This is a genomic window from Marinomonas sp. 15G6-16 (assembly GCF_055809555.1).
The window spans coordinates 778,897-793,295 of record NZ_CM147916.1 but is presented as its reverse complement, the minus strand read 5'-3'; the positions used below and the strand labels follow the sequence as shown (position 1 = coordinate 793,295).

The 14,399-nt window shown below is 42.2% G+C and carries 14 protein-coding genes; 8 read left to right on the top strand and 6 right to left on the bottom strand.

Annotation, left to right across the window (positions count from 1 at the left end; genetic code table 11):
- Positions 1-44 precede the first annotated feature (44 nt).
- The 3 genes from AC0L46_RS03830 to AC0L46_RS03820 all read left to right on the top strand — a co-directional run bounded on the left by AC0L46_RS03830 (position 45) and on the right by AC0L46_RS03820 (position 3,534).
- The gene (locus AC0L46_RS03830; protein ID WP_473505888.1) at positions 45-785 is read left to right on the top strand and encodes a class I SAM-dependent methyltransferase; all 741 of its coding nucleotides are present in this window, start codon (positions 45-47) and stop codon (positions 783-785) included.
- Positions 786-894: 109 nt separating this feature from the next.
- On the top strand, positions 895-2,853 hold the full coding sequence (acs, locus tag AC0L46_RS03825) for an acetate--CoA ligase (protein ID WP_473505886.1): 1,959 nt from the start codon (positions 895-897) through the stop codon (positions 2,851-2,853).
- A gap of 27 nt (positions 2,854-2,880) precedes the next feature.
- Entirely contained in the window at positions 2,881-3,534 is a 654-nt protein-coding gene (locus tag AC0L46_RS03820) for a response regulator (RefSeq protein WP_473505884.1), read from the top strand.
- On the opposite strand, the gene yidD is transcribed toward AC0L46_RS03820, so the two are convergent.
- The gene (gene yidD, locus AC0L46_RS03815) at positions 3,531-3,779 is read right to left on the bottom strand and encodes a membrane protein insertion efficiency factor YidD (protein WP_317004609.1); all 249 of its coding nucleotides are present in this window, start codon (positions 3,777-3,779) and stop codon (positions 3,531-3,533) included. The genes AC0L46_RS03820 and yidD overlap by 4 nt on opposite strands.
- A 137-nt stretch (positions 3,780-3,916) precedes the next feature.
- Between yidD and AC0L46_RS03810 the strand changes: the two genes are divergently transcribed.
- The 4 genes from AC0L46_RS03810 (at position 3,917) to AC0L46_RS03795 (ending at position 7,774) form a co-directional block, all read left to right on the top strand.
- The gene (locus AC0L46_RS03810) at positions 3,917-4,783 is read left to right on the top strand and encodes a prephenate dehydratase (RefSeq protein ID WP_414681008.1); all 867 of its coding nucleotides are present in this window, start codon (positions 3,917-3,919) and stop codon (positions 4,781-4,783) included.
- A gap of 2 nt (positions 4,784-4,785) precedes the next feature.
- Positions 4,786-6,180: a TonB-dependent receptor plug domain-containing protein gene (locus AC0L46_RS03805; protein ID WP_473505882.1), complete on the top strand. Its 1,395-nt coding sequence runs from the start codon at positions 4,786-4,788 to the stop codon at positions 6,178-6,180.
- The gene (locus tag AC0L46_RS03800) at positions 6,153-6,854 is read left to right on the top strand and encodes a hypothetical protein (protein ID WP_473507101.1); all 702 of its coding nucleotides are present in this window, start codon (positions 6,153-6,155) and stop codon (positions 6,852-6,854) included. The genes AC0L46_RS03805 and AC0L46_RS03800 overlap by 28 nt, the downstream gene beginning before the upstream one ends.
- 77 nt (positions 6,855-6,931) lie before the next feature.
- A complete protein-coding gene (locus AC0L46_RS03795) occupies positions 6,932-7,774 on the top strand; it encodes a hypothetical protein (protein WP_473505880.1) in 843 nt (280 codons plus the stop codon).
- On the opposite strand, the gene AC0L46_RS03790 is transcribed toward AC0L46_RS03795, so the two are convergent.
- The gene (locus AC0L46_RS03790; protein WP_473505878.1) at positions 7,771-8,550 is read right to left on the bottom strand and encodes an alpha/beta fold hydrolase; all 780 of its coding nucleotides are present in this window, start codon (positions 8,548-8,550) and stop codon (positions 7,771-7,773) included. The genes AC0L46_RS03795 and AC0L46_RS03790 overlap by 4 nt on opposite strands.
- A gap of 87 nt (positions 8,551-8,637) precedes the next feature.
- Here AC0L46_RS03790 and AC0L46_RS03785 point away from each other — a divergent pair, with 87 nt between their 5' ends.
- A complete protein-coding gene (locus AC0L46_RS03785; RefSeq protein WP_473505876.1) occupies positions 8,638-9,243 on the top strand; it encodes a CDP-alcohol phosphatidyltransferase family protein in 606 nt (201 codons plus the stop codon).
- 41 nt (positions 9,244-9,284) lie between these two features.
- Here AC0L46_RS03785 and AC0L46_RS03780 read toward each other — a convergent pair whose 3' ends face one another.
- The 4 genes from AC0L46_RS03780 to nrdA form a co-directional block, all read right to left on the bottom strand.
- Complete coding sequence (locus AC0L46_RS03780; RefSeq protein WP_473505874.1) at positions 9,285-10,484, bottom strand: oxidoreductase; 1,200 nt, start codon at positions 10,482-10,484, stop codon at positions 9,285-9,287.
- Between the two features lie 39 nt (positions 10,485-10,523).
- On the bottom strand, positions 10,524-10,820 hold the full coding sequence (gene yfaE / locus AC0L46_RS03775) for a class I ribonucleotide reductase maintenance protein YfaE (RefSeq protein WP_414681003.1): 297 nt from the start codon (positions 10,818-10,820) through the stop codon (positions 10,524-10,526).
- Positions 10,804-11,937 (bottom strand): class Ia ribonucleoside-diphosphate reductase subunit beta, encoded by a 1,134-nt coding sequence (gene nrdB / locus AC0L46_RS03770; protein WP_473505872.1) that lies wholly within the window; start codon positions 11,935-11,937, stop codon positions 10,804-10,806. Before nrdB ends, yfaE begins: the two co-directional genes overlap by 17 nt.
- Before the next feature lie 157 nt (positions 11,938-12,094).
- Positions 12,095-14,359, bottom strand: a complete 2,265-nt coding sequence (gene nrdA / locus AC0L46_RS03765) for a class 1a ribonucleoside-diphosphate reductase subunit alpha (RefSeq protein WP_473505870.1) — start codon at positions 14,357-14,359, stop codon at positions 12,095-12,097.
- Positions 14,360-14,399 lie beyond the last annotated feature (40 nt).

Below are 14,399 nucleotides of genomic sequence, written 5' to 3'. Positions count from 1 at the left end.
GATCGTTTTAATAGGGAGTAACGCCCTTTAATTTTGAGGTTTTTATGCGCACGTTTGATGGACTGTCTTCTAATATTTACTCAAAAACTCGCCCTATGTATCCGGCTGAGCTTTACTATTGGTTATCTCAACAAGCGCCTTCAAACAGTGTCGTGTGGGATTGTGCTTGTGGAACAGGTCAAGCCTCTTTAGATCTTGCAGCGTATTTTGAAAGGGTCGAAGCCTCTGATATTAGTGCTTCCCAAGTTAATGCGGCAACTCCCCATCGTAAAGTAAATTATCAAATAGGCTCGGCTGAAAGCACCGCTTATCCTGACCATTTTTTTGATCTTGTCTGTGTTGCTCACGCGCTACATTGGTTTGATTTGGGTAAGTTTTGGCAAGAGCTGCGCCGAGTGCTTAAGCCCGGTGGCTTGTTTGTGTGTTGGGGATATAACTGGTTACAAATAGGGGAAGCGGAAGACAAGGTAATTTCGGAAAATATCTTGCCGCATCTTAGCAATTATTGGCCTTCCCAGAGCCGAGTGTTATGGAATCAATACAATGATATTCAGTTTCCTTTCGAGCTCATGAATGTGCCGAATTTTGAGCTAAATTGCCATTGGTCGGTTTCTCAAACACTGGATTTTATCCGTACTTGGTCGGCCTCTCAGTCATATATTCAAGAACATGGGGATGAGTTTTTGCTCAATGCAGAACCTATTATTCGCGATGCTTGGTCGGACCCACATCATAAGCAAGACGTGCGTTTGCCCTTTTTTGTTAAGGCCGGAAGAGTCTGGTGAGTTTTGATGCGTAGAAAGAGCTAATAAGACTAAAGTGGAATAGATTCGCAAATAGAGCGAGTTATAGTGGTCTCGCATCCGAATAACAAATTTAACAATGGAGCGGGTTATGAAGTCATTATATAGCGCAACCTCAAGTGAGGCGGCAAAAAACGCCAACGTAAGTCAGGCAGAATTTGAAAAACGCTATCAAGAATCGATTGAAAACCCAAACGAATTTTGGGGTGAAGAAGGGAAGCGTTTAGATTGGATAACACCTTACAGCAAGGTAAAAAATACCTCATTCCAACGTGGCAATGTCAATATTAAGTGGTTTGAAGATGGCGAACTGAATGTCGCTTACAATTGTATTGACCGCCATTTAGTGAAACACGCAGACAAAGTGGCTTATTATTGTGAAGGCGATGCCGAAACCGATGATAAAGTAGCCGTTACCTACCAAAACCTACACGACGAAGTGGGTCGTTTAGCAAATCTTCTCAAGCGACAAGGTGTTAAAAAAGGCGACCGTGTCGCTATCTACATGCCCATGATTCCACAAGCGGTTTACAGCATGCTGGCTTGTGCTCGAATCGGTGCGATTCATTCCGTTATATTTGGTGGCTTTTCTGCTCACGCTATCGCAGATCGTCTAAATGACTGTGAAGTGAAACTGGTGATTACAGCTGATGAAGGTCGTCGCGCAGGCAATACTATTCCACTGAAACACAACGTTGATATGGCATTGGATAACAATGCGTGTCCTTCTGTTGAGAAAGTTTTGGTTTATCGATACACGCAGAAAGATGTGCCTTGGTTTGATGGTCGAGATTTAGATTGGGCTGTTGAAGCAAAAGACGAAAGTACAGAATGCCCAGTTGAACCGATGAACGCCGAAGACCCTTTGTTTATTTTGTACACTTCAGGTTCCACAGGTAAGCCAAAAGGGGTTGTTCATACTACTGGCGGTTATTTGGTGTATGCCTCTTTAACTCATGAATTGGTGTTCGACCTAAAACCAGATGATATTTATTGGTGTGCTGCTGATGTGGGCTGGATCACTGGACACAGTTATATGGTGTACGGGCCGCTAGCCAATGCAACAACGAGCATTCTGTTTGAAGGCGTGCCAACTTACCCTGATTCTGGCCGAATTGGCCGTGTTGTTGATAAATACAATGTGTCTCTTTTGTACACAGCACCGACTGCGATCCGAGCTTTGATGTCAAAAGGCGATGAAGCGACTCGCTCTAGCAAGCGTGATTCATTGCGTGTCTTGGGAAGTGTTGGTGAGCCAATTAACCCAGAGGCTTGGTCTTGGTATTACTCTGAAATTGGTAACGCTTCTTGCCCAATTGTTGATACTTGGTGGCAAACAGAAACCGGTGGCATCATGATGACGCCGCGTGTTGTACAAGGTGACGCTAAGCCAGGTTCTTGTACTGGACCTTTATTTGGCGTGCAGCCTGCATTGGTCGATGCGCAAGGCGTTGAGCTTGATGAACAAGGCGTGCAAGTTGACGGTGGTTTAGTCATTACCGATTCTTGGCCAGGTCAAGCGCGTACAGTTTATGGGGATCACGAACGTTTTGAGCAAACTTATTTCAGTACTTTTGACGGTATGTACTTTACTGGTGATGGCGCATCAAGAGATGCAGACGGTCATTATTGGATAACTGGTCGTATGGATGACGTGCTGAATGTATCGGGCCACCGCCTTGGTACGGCTGAAATCGAAAGTGCATTGGTTGCTCATCCAGCCGTTGCTGAAGCGGCGATCGTTGGTTACCCTCATGATATTAAAGGGCAGGGTATTTATGTGTATGTCAGTGCTGTAGCCGGTGTTACGCCAGACGAAGAACTGACTAAATCTCTGAAGCAGTTTGTGCGTCAAGAGATTGGCCCAATTGCCACACCTGATTTGATTCAGTGGGCGAGTAAAGGGTTGCCAAAAACACGCTCTGGAAAAATCATGCGCCGTATTTTGAGAAAAATTGCAGCGAGTGAACATGATCAATTGGGCGATACAAGTACACTAGCCGATCCAAGTGTGGTTGATGATTTGATCGAAAACCGTTTAAATGTGTAACACTTTATACATTTAAAAGGGTAAGCAGTGATATCACTTATTATCGCGGATGATCATCCTCTGTTCCGTAGCGCGCTAAGCAGTGCGCTACGTGCAGAAATACAGGGCGTTGAGATAGCGGAATCCCAAGATCTAGACTCCACACTTCAATGTTTAGAGAAGACAGATGATTTAGATTTACTCTTGCTGGATTTAAACATGCCAGGCAGTGGTGAATTATATGGGTTGATTCGAATCCGAAAAGACTTTCCTGATGTGCCTGTCGCCATTATTTCTGGTAGTGAAGACAGTGCTATGGTGGCAAAAGTGATTGATGCTGGTGCTTTGGGTTTCATTCCTAAAACCAGTGAGCCTGCCACTTACGTACAAGCAATTAATGCGATTTTAGCCGGTGATATTTGGTTACCTGAGAATTTAAAACAAGCCGTTGAAAGCCAACCTAAGCCCGACTTATCTATGCAGAATAAAGTCGCAGAACTCACCCCTCAACAATATAAAGTGTTGTGTTACCTTCACGAAGGCCTATTGAACAAGCAAATTGCTTTTGAGTTATCCATTTCTGAGGCGACGGTAAAGGCACATATCACAGCGATTTTTCGTAAACTTGAGATTAACAATCGAACACAAGCTGTGTTGATTGCCAGTGATTTAAAGCTGCAAATTGGAACAATCGCTAGCTAACTCTCTTTGTTTTGCTTTTCGTTATCACATTTGCAGGGTGGAACTGGGTCTAGGCCGCTTTCACCCCACGGATGGCATTTTGATAAGCGCTTCACGCCAAGGTACACACCTTTTATGACGCCTTTTTTTTCGATTGCTTCAATCATGTAATGGGAGCAACTTGGGTAAAAACGGCAGTTACTTCCTATATATGGGCTAATGGCAACTTGGTAAGCTTTTACCAATAATATAAATATGCTTTTCATCACAGGGTACGTTTGTTTAATTAGCCACTTTTAAGACAAGATACTTACAATATAATGACAAAATCTTCGCATTTTTATGTATCTCGCCACGCCTATTTGTTACTGTAAAAGAAATATATCACAGAATTATTTTTAATATGCCAGAGCAACATCTTACTCTTGATGCAACTAAAATCGTTGCTTATCAAGGCGAGCCAGGTGCTTATTCGCATCTTGCTTGCAAACACACCTTTCCTGACTGGACCAGTGTCCATTGCGCAACCTTTGCTGATGCCTTAAAGATGGTTGAACGAGGTGACGCGTATTACGCCATGATCCCTGTTGAGAACTCCACAGCAGGGCGAGTTGAAGAGATTTATCGAGAACTCAAACGAACTCAGCTTTATGTCGTAAAAGAGCACTTTGAGCCAGTGAATCATTGTTTAATGGCTCGTCATGGTATGACGCTTGAGCAAATAAATCGCATAGGCAGTCATCCTCAAGCCTTGGCGCAATGTGATGCCAATATTAAGGCGCTAAACGCAAAAAATCAGGCGATGTATGACACGGCTGGTGCTGCAAAACACATTGCTGAGAATGAAGAGCCTGGGCTCGCTGTAATTTCGTCTGAGTTAGCTGCTGAGTTGTATGGCTTGAATATTCTGAAAACCCATTTCAATGACACGGTTGGAAATACGACTCGCTTCTTAGTTTTTTCCCGTCAACAAAAAATGCCTGTGTTTGAAGAAGGCCAAACATACATTACTTCCTTTATGTTTCGAGTTCGTAATATTCCTGCTGCGCTTTATAAGGCAATGGGCGGTTTTGCGACGCAAGGAATTAATATGTTGAAGCTAGAAAGCTATATGGTGAACGGGAACTTTACTGCAACTCAGTTTTATGTGGATGTTGAGGCGCACTTTCAATCATCTGCCATGCAGGCCGCCTTAGAAGAGCTTGGTTTCTTCTCAGAGGAAGTTCGCATCTTGGGAACCTATCTTGCGGATGATTATAGGCTGAAGTAAACATGATAAGACAAAGATTGTGGCGACAGCATTTCAGCCTTATATTGGGCTTATTCGTTAGCGTATCAGCTCAAGCAGACATGTTCAGTCTAGATGAATATGACACCTTTTCAGACACCATTCCTGTTGTGGTGACGCCATCAAAAATATCGCAACCGAGAGCCGATGTGTCATCCAGCTTGTCTGTTTTAGATGGCGACTTTATTCGACGAATTAATATTCAGTATGTGGAAGACTTACTGCAATTTGTGCCTGGTTTTACTGTGGTTGCTAATACATCTTCTAGTCAAAAATCTGCGTCTTATCATGGTACGGAGTTTAATGGATACCGCCGCATTCAAGTATTGGTTAATGGTCGCTCTGTTTACAGTGCAGGTTTAGCGCGTGTGGAATGGTCGATGTTGCCATTGAACATTGAAGACATAGCACGAGTAGAAGTGAACCGTGGGCCAAATGCTGCAAGCTATGGGCTGAATTCCTTTTTTGCTGTAGTGAACATCATTACTCGTTCTCCTTTAGAGACTTTAGGAAACAGCATTAGTGCCTATGCTGGGACTCAGGGAGACTACCGTATATATGGTCAACATAGTGGCTTGAATGGAAATTGGAGTTATCGAGCTTCCGCTTCGACAAATTCTGTAGAAGGGTACGACACAGATTTTTATGGGGATGAGCGCAACGATGGTCATCGCTCAGAAATGGGAAATGTTTTCATTCAGCATGAAACTTCCACGAGCTTCTTTGATTTGGATATTGGTGCGAGTTATGTCAATGCTGAAGCAGATAGAGATGATTACGCGGTTGATGTTGATTATGGCGGTTCAACTTTTGAGTATGTTGGGGGTTATGATTCAACAGATCCAACGAATGAAGTTGAAAGAGAGCACATCAAGTTTAGTTTTGCCAAACAAGTGGCCTCAAATCATGAGCTGAAGTTGCAATATTATTACGATCAATCAGATGCTAACGAGCAGCACGATGTTGTGCTTTATGATTTCTTTTATGACGTTATATTCAATGGTACGGATCCTCTTAGCTCGACTTACCTTTCAGATGCGCTAAGTGGTACTGAAGGCTCAGTCAATAAGTCGTTTGTTGTTGATCTGCGTGAGACTCGCCATGATATTGAATTGCAAAGCACTTTAGAGGCGTCAGAGAAATTGCGTTTAATTTCGGTGCTCGGCTATCGATACGATGAAGCAAGGTCGGAGCATTACTTTGGCGGGACGGTGAATGATGAAATTACCCGACTGTCTTCTAATATGGAATATCGCGCTAGTGAAAATTGGGTGATTAACACTGGCGCCATGTTAGAGCACAGTAAAATGGCTGGGACTTTTTATCACCAAAGTTTGGCGCAACGTACAAACTGTCTGAACACGAATCCATTCGCATGAATGCATCCCGAGCGGTACGAACGCCTGACCTATCAGACCAATATTTTAATTGGCGTTATGTGCTCACCTCAGGTGAAAGTTCATCTGCTACTTATGCTGAAGAAGGGGAAGAGGAAGAAATTGTCACTTCCTATGAAGTCGGCTACTTTCATTATTGGCCTTCCCAAGATTTATCTTTCGATGTGCGTTTGTACCATGATGAAGTAGAAGGGCTTGTGCTCAGTAGAAAGCACTTTGCAGGCTTTTTAGAGGATGCTCCGGTTGAGGAGGGAGTAACAGAGAACATAGATATAAACGGTGTTGAAGTGGAATTGGATTGGCGGTTTGATTCAGGAGCCATGACTCGTTTCACCTATGCTTATCAGGATACGCAAACGGAGTTGGAGCGTTTGCTCGAAACGACACCACCAATACTCATGTCCTTCTTTTATAGTCTACCTTTAAGTGAAAAATGGTCATATCAAGGCTACTATTGGTATGGTAAAGAGTTAGCGGATAAGGACTATGAGTTTTTTAATACTTGGTTATCTTATCAGACCTCTTTAGGTGGGTATTCAAAGGCGACCGTTGGAATAGGGTTAGAAACACGTTTAGATAATAACTCTCTTATTTCAAGACATAATAATTACGACGAAGACAGCTATGCCTATGTCTTCACCAATATTACTTTTTAATCTGGATTATTAGTAAGTTGAAAAGGATTTTTGTAACTTTCATCGGAATGCTGCTGTCCGTTAAGGTCTTTGCTTCCGTGTATGTCATACATGATGCTGAAGAAAGTTCAGTACGTTCTTTGACGTTTCAACTATCTGCTCTTTTACCTTCCTCTCTTCAAGCGAAACCTGTTCGTAGTTCTGCTTTCTATCAGAATATAGCTGCGCTTAAAAACGACGATATTCTAGTGACTATAGGCAGAGACAGTTATGCCCAAATTTGCTCGACCGTTAATACAGGTATTGTGATTGCTACTTTCATTGGGCAAGAAGAGTATTTGAATATTCAGAAAGACTGCTTAATACCAAGTAGTGGAGTGTTTTCTGGTGCGCCTTTGGATAAGCGTTTTGCGTTGCTTAATGCTGTTTGGTTTGACCGAAAACCATTGGCTGTACTTTATAGCGATACACTTTTTATTGATCAGCAAAAAATGGAAAAAGAAGCCGCAGAGTACGGTTTTGAATTACGCTTTTTAAAAACAGACACAGATCGTTTGTCTGTCCTGAAGTCGGTCAACTTTTTATTGGAAGAGTCTGAAGTGATTCTATCTTTGGTGGACACACAGCTTTATCAAGATGGGGTCGCGCAAGATATTCTAAAGCTCTTATTCCATAAACAACGCATAATGATTGGCTCTTCATTTGCTTTTGTTAGAGCCGGTTCGCTTTTTGCTATTCATTCCGATAGCCGTTCTAAACTGACAGCTTTGGTGGAAAGGATTCGAGCGTGGGAAGACAGCAAACTTTTGATAGAAGCCGATTATCCAGGCACATTGCGAGTGACGTTTAACCCGTATTTAATTCGATCTCATGGGGTTGTTTTACCGTCCGCATCTTACTTAAAAGACAAATACGGACTGTGTGCCGACACGCAATGTTAATCTTGCTGTAAAAAGCGCTTCACTAAGCTGCTAAATGGCAGCGGTTTTTCTGCATGAAGCCAATGCCCAGTTCCGGACAGTATTTTAAAAGAGGCATTTGGAAAGGCGGCCATAATGTCTTGTTGATAATCCGAAATGATATAGTCCGAGTGCTCGCCTTTGATGAATAGCGTGGGGGTATTAACTGCTTGGCTTATTTCAGGCTTTTTCAATATCGTACTGTAGCTGTCGTCAATGTCGTTGACGGACAAGGCGAGTTGATACAGTTTGTCTTCTGTTCTAACCAAGTTTTTCAATAAAAACTGTCGAATCGGCAGACTTGGCTCATACTGACTTAAAATATCATCTGCGGCTTTACGGGAGTTTACATCACTTGATTGAACCGCTTTTAAGCCTTTCAAAATGTCGGTGTGGCTTGGTTTGTAGTCGACAGGAGCAATGTCGGCGACGATGAGCTTTTCTATTTTAATATTGCTTGATTGCTCCGCCAGCGAAGCCATTTGCATAGCCACTTTTCCGCCCATGGAATGGCCGAGCAAATGGAAAGATTTGATGTTTTGAGACTCTGCCCAATCTAAAACAGCCTGAGCCATTTTTGGGTAAGTTGCGTTTGGCATAGAAGATGATTGGCCGTGGTTGGGTAAATCAATGCAAAACAAATTAAAGTGTTCAGATAAGCCTTGTGCAATGGAATGCCAGTTATCTGCGTTACCGAATAAACCGTGAATAATAATAAGGTTTGGTCCAGAGGAACTATATTGCTTTGCGTGTATCATAAGAGCCTTACATTCGATAAGTTTTAAGCCATTGTACCAAGTCTATAGCGGCTGAGTCATTCTTGATAAGTGAGAGTTGTTCTATTTATGTTAGATCCATTTTTTATTAAACAATTGAAAGCACCTTTGCGAAATATCGCGTTAAAGCTCGATGCAATGGGAATTAAAGCAAATCACATCACCGTATTTGGTTTTGTGATGGGGATCTTGTCTGTGCCATCCTTGAGTCAAGAGTATTACTGGCTTGCTTTGATTTTTATTATCCTTAATCGTTTGATGGATGGGTTAGATGGCGCCGTAGCGCGAGTGCAAGAGCCTACGGATCTAGGTGGTTATCTTGATATTACATTGGACTTTATTTTTTACTCTGCGGTTATTTTTGGCTTTGCATTGGCAAATCCGGCAGAGAATGCATTAGCGGCCAGCTTTGTTATTTTCTCTTTTATGGGAACGGGCAGCAGCTTTTTGGCTTTTGCCATCATGGCGGAAAAGCGCCATATTGAAAATCTGGATTATGGCGGCAAGTCGTTACACTTTATTGGCGGTTTAGCGGAAGGCGCAGAGACCATCGCTTTTCTCGTATTGATTTGTTTGTTGCCGTCGCACTTTGTTGTGTTGGCTTATGTCTTCGGAACGATTTGTTGGATTACAACAGCCACACGAATTTATGCAGGTTATCGCACTTTGAGATAGGTTATGGATTTATACAAATAGCAGGAAGTAATTAAAGAAATTTAGTTATTTAAATCAAAATATTTTTTCCACTTTAGGGCTCTTATTTTGTCTCGTTCTTCATAAAGATGAATAGCGCTTTCTAAATCCATGTTGAACGTATCTTCTTTGTTTTCGCTCAATGCTTTTAGGCGCATAGTGTACCAAGCTGTGATACCTCCAGCAGGACGAGAATCAAATATTGGAAATGCAGGATTCATATCGACGCCGCTTAACCAATAATTAGGTAGGCTTGGCTCTAATACCATTACTCTAGCTAAACCAATGAGGTCGGCTGCTCCACTAGATAGTATTGAGAGAGCTTCCTCCTTGGTTTTAATGCCACCTGTAAGCATTAATGGGATGTTTGTTATTTGTTTTGCTTGTTTAGCAAAATTGAAGAAGTAAGCGCCTTTTACGGTATTCTCAGAACTTGATTTTGCGCCGGGAAAGTAAGTGCCTCCACTGATATCGATTAAATCAAGGGAGGTATCATTAAGTTGAGCAATAACGCTTAATGACTCTTGCTCTGTTAATCCTCCTTCGAGTTGATCTGTAGCATTTATTCTAATGCCAATAGGAAAATCTTTACCTACCTTTGCTCTCACTTCATTAATAATATCTAAGATAATTTGACTGCGATTTTTAATCGAACCACCGTATTGATCGGTGCGTTTATTGAATAAAGGTGATAAGAATTGACTTAGTAGAAAGCCGTGTCCAGCATGGATATGCACACCACTAAAGCCTGCTTTCTTTGCGTGTAAAGCGGTCTTTGCATATAAGCTTGGTAGAGCTTGTATATCCGCTTTGTTCATTGCCTCACATTTTAGATTCTTTAAGTCGAGAGCAGAGGGCCCCTTGGGATGAGTAATAGGCAAATAAGAAAGTGCCCCGCCATGTCCTATTTGAGCCCAAAGGTGGGAGTTATTGATGGTCGATTGTTGGGTTAATAATTGAAGGGATGAATAATTTGAATTGTCATGAAGTACTAAGTTACCAGGGGCTTCAGGGTATCTTGGGTCACCTTGTACTTCACCAATAAAAGAGATAGCGGCACCACCTTTTGCCCATTTTTTGTATAAGTTAATTTGAGCTTCTGTTGGATTGCCTTCACCATCTCCTAGAGAGTCGGACATGGCTGATTTTGCTAATCGATTTTTTAAAATAGCTCCGCACGGCAGTTTCAAGGAAGATTGGATTAATGAGCTTGATAACGTCATAAGTATTACCTCCTTTGCTCTATGGGAGGAGCGAGTAGCTTATAAAAACTGAATTTCTATATCGCTTTTCACGATGGCGCAGCAAGCTAATAAATAACCACTTTGTACCCAAGCTAGGGGTTCAAAAGGGTAAATAACATTTCCCCATAAAAGCTTCACTGAACAAGAAGAGCAGTAGCCTTCGCGACATTGGTATTCCACATGTATTCCAGCCCGTTCAAGTTGAACCATTAAAGGCTCTTCTTCTGTTACCAGAATCTGTTTTTTACCTATTAGTACACGATGTACTACTTGCTCTTTCTTTGTTGCTGATTCTTGCTTAGAGATCGAAGTCATCGAAGTCTGAATCATCCAAGTTGTTATCTGTTTGTCCAACCAAGTAAGAGCTGATTTCAGCTTCTTGTGGTGCGACTTGAACGTTGTCACTAACCAACCAAGCATTAATCCAAGGGATTGGGTTATGCTTCGTCTCAAAGTGCGCATCAAGGCCAACAGCTTGCATACGAACGTTAGTGATGTATTCCACGTATTGACCCAAAATTTGCGCGTTAAGGCCAATCATTGAGCCGCTTTGGAATAGGTAAGTCGCCCATTCTTTTTCTTGTTCCGCGGCTTCGATGAAGATGTCGCGCATTTCGTCTTTGCACTCTTCGGCAATAATGGCCATCTCTGGATCATCTTTACCGGACGCCATTAAGTTAAGCATGTGCTGTGTGCCGGTTAGGTGCAAGGCTTCATCACGAGCAATCAGCTTGATGATTTTCGCGTTACCTTCCATCAAGGTGCGTTCAGCAAAGGCAAAACTACAAGCAAAGCTGACGTAGAAGCGAATGGCTTCTAATACATTCACGGAAGCAATAGTAAGATAAAGCGCCTTTTTCAGCTTCGGCATAGTGATTTCAACATCGCCTTTGCCCGGTACGTTAAAAGTACCAAATCCCATCGTGTTATATAGATTCACCATTTCGATCAAGTTGTCATAGTATTTCGACACACTGTCTGCACGCTTGGTGATTTCTTCATTGGTGACTATGTCATCAAAAATCAGCGTTGGATCATTCACGATATTACGAATGATGTGTGTGTAAGAGCGACTGTGAATGGTTTCACTGAATGACCAAGTTTCGATCCAGGTTTCTAACTCAGGAAGAGAAACGATAGGTAATAGGGCAACGTTTGGAGAACGACCTTGTACGCTGTCTAGCAGAGTTTGATATTTCAAGTTGCTTAAGAAAATATGCTTCTCATGCTCTTCCAATTTTTGAAAGTCTTTACGGTCATTAGAAAGGTCAACTTCTTCTGGACGCCAAAAGAAAGACAGCTGCTTTTCAATTAATTTTTCAAAAATAGGGTGTTTTTGTTGGTCGTAACGAGCCACGTTGACATTTTCACCAAAGAACATAGGTTCTTTCATACTATCGAAGTGCTTGCGGTTGAACGTCGAGTAACTCATTGCTTGGGTATATCCTCTAATGCGTAAGGCGAGTGATAAAGTACATCGGCCTTAGTTATTAATACTGTGAATTAATTAAATAAAAATGAACATTTAGAATGCCAGAAATCTAATAAGCTTCGCAGTGTAATACGAAGCTTATTAGTTTTTAGTTTGACTAGATTTTACAAGCGCCGCCTGCGCAATCATCGATGTCTTCTTGCTTGTCTTCCGCACCATCCCTTGTGTTGTGGTAGTAAAGCGTTTTCACACCGAGTTTATAGGCGGTGAGAAGGTCTTTTAAGATCACCTTCATTGGGACTTTTTGTGATTCAAACTTCTGTGGATCGTAGTTTGTGTTCGCAGAAATTGCTTGGTCGACAAATTTTTGCATGATGCCAACAAGTTGCAAGTAGCCGTCGTTTGATGGAATTGTCCACAACAACTCGTAGCTGTCTTTCAGTCTTTCGAATTCTGGTACAACTTGCTTCAAAATACCGTCTTTACTGGCTTTAACAGAAACGAATCCGCGTGGTGGCTCAATACCATTTGTCGCATTACTGATTTGCGAAGATGTTTCTGATGGCATTAGAGCGGTCAAGGTTGAGTTACGTAGACCATGTTCAACGATCTCGCTACGCAAGGCTTCCCAGTCGTAATAAAGCTCAGAAGGGCAAATATTGTCGATTTCTTTTTTGTAGCTATCGATTGGCAAAATGCCTTTCGCATAGGTTGTTTCATTAAATGCTAAGCAAGGGCCAAATTCTTTTGATAGCTTGTTAGACGCTTTCAACAAGAAATATTGAATGGCTTCGAACGTTTTGTGAGTTAACTCGTTTGCACTACCGTCTGAATATTTAACGCCATTTTTCGCAAGGTAGTAAGCGTAGTTGATAACACCAACACCTAAGGTGCGACGCAATTCAGTGGCACGCTGTGCCGCAGGAATTGGGTAGTTTTGATAATCCAATAGGCTGTCTAGCGCGCGAACGATTAGTTCAGCTAATTCTTCTAACTCGTCTAGGTTTTCCAATGCGCCTAAGTTGAAAGCAGAAAGAGTACAAAGTGCAATCTCGCCTTTAGGGTCATTGATACTGTCTAGAGGTTTCGTTGGTAATGCGATTTCTAAACATAGGTTACTTTGCTTAACTGGAGCGACAGCCGGATCGAATGGGCTGTGAGTATTACAGTGGTCGACGTTTTGAAGATAAATACGACCTGTACTAGCACGTTCAGAAGCAAACAAAGTAAATAGCTCAGTGGCTTTGATGGTTTGCTTGCGAATAGAATCATCTTGTTCATACATGGTGTATAGACGATCAAACTCTTCTTGGTCCGCAAAGAAAGCATCGTAAAGACCAGGTACGTCAGAAGGGCTGAACAAGGTAATGTTGCCACCCTTGATCAAGCGCTGATACATCAAACGGTTGAACTGAACGCCGTAATCAAGGTGACGAACACGGTTTTCTTCAACACCACGGTTGTTCTTAAGCACTAATAAGCTTTCCACTTCCAAGTGCCAGATTGGGTAGAAGACAGTCGCCGCACCACCACGAACACCGCCTTGAGAGCAGCTCTTAACCGCTGTTTGGAAGTGTTTGTAGAATGGAATACAGCCTGTGTGGAATGCTTCACCGCCGCGAATGGTACTGCCAAGAGCTCGAATCGCACCGGCGTTTACACCGATACCAGCACGCTGACTCACATATTTAACGATGGCACTGGAAGTGGCGTTGATCGAATCTAGAGAGTCACCACATTCAATCAATACACAACTACTGAATTGACGAGTTGGTGTGCGAATGCCAGACATGATTGGTGTCGGCAAAGAAATCTTAAATTGAGAAACCGCGTCATAAAAGCGGCGAATCAAATCCAAACGCTGTGCTTTGTCGTATTTTGCAAATAGACAAGCAGCAACAAGAATATAAATAAACTGTGGGCTTTCGTAAATTTCGCCAGTCACACGGTTTTGTACTAGATATTTACCTTCTAATTGCTTAACCGCAGCGTAAGAGAAGTTCATATCACGAGAGTGATCAATGATGTCGTTTAACTGGTTGAAGTCTTCTTCAGTGTAATCTTCAAGCAAATGAGCGTCGTAGCGATTTTGTTTCACTAAGTTTGTGACATGCTCATAAAGGTGTGGTGGTTCAAAATCACCGAATGCTTTTTTGCGTAAATGGAAGATGGCTAAGCGAGCTGCAAGGTACTGATAATCTGGTGTATTTTCAGAGATTAAGTCGGCAGCGGATTTGATTAAAGTTTCATGGATATCTGTGGTTCGAATGCCTTCGAAGAATTGGATTTGTGCTTTTAATTCTACTTGAGAAACAGAGACATTATCTAAACCTTCAGCGGCCCACATGATGACTTTATGAATCTTTTCCAGATTGATACTTTCGGTCTTTCCGTTACGCTTAGTAACTGTGAGAGTGCTCATGCCTTAACTTCCCATTAGTGCATTGTTGAAAAAAGAGGTG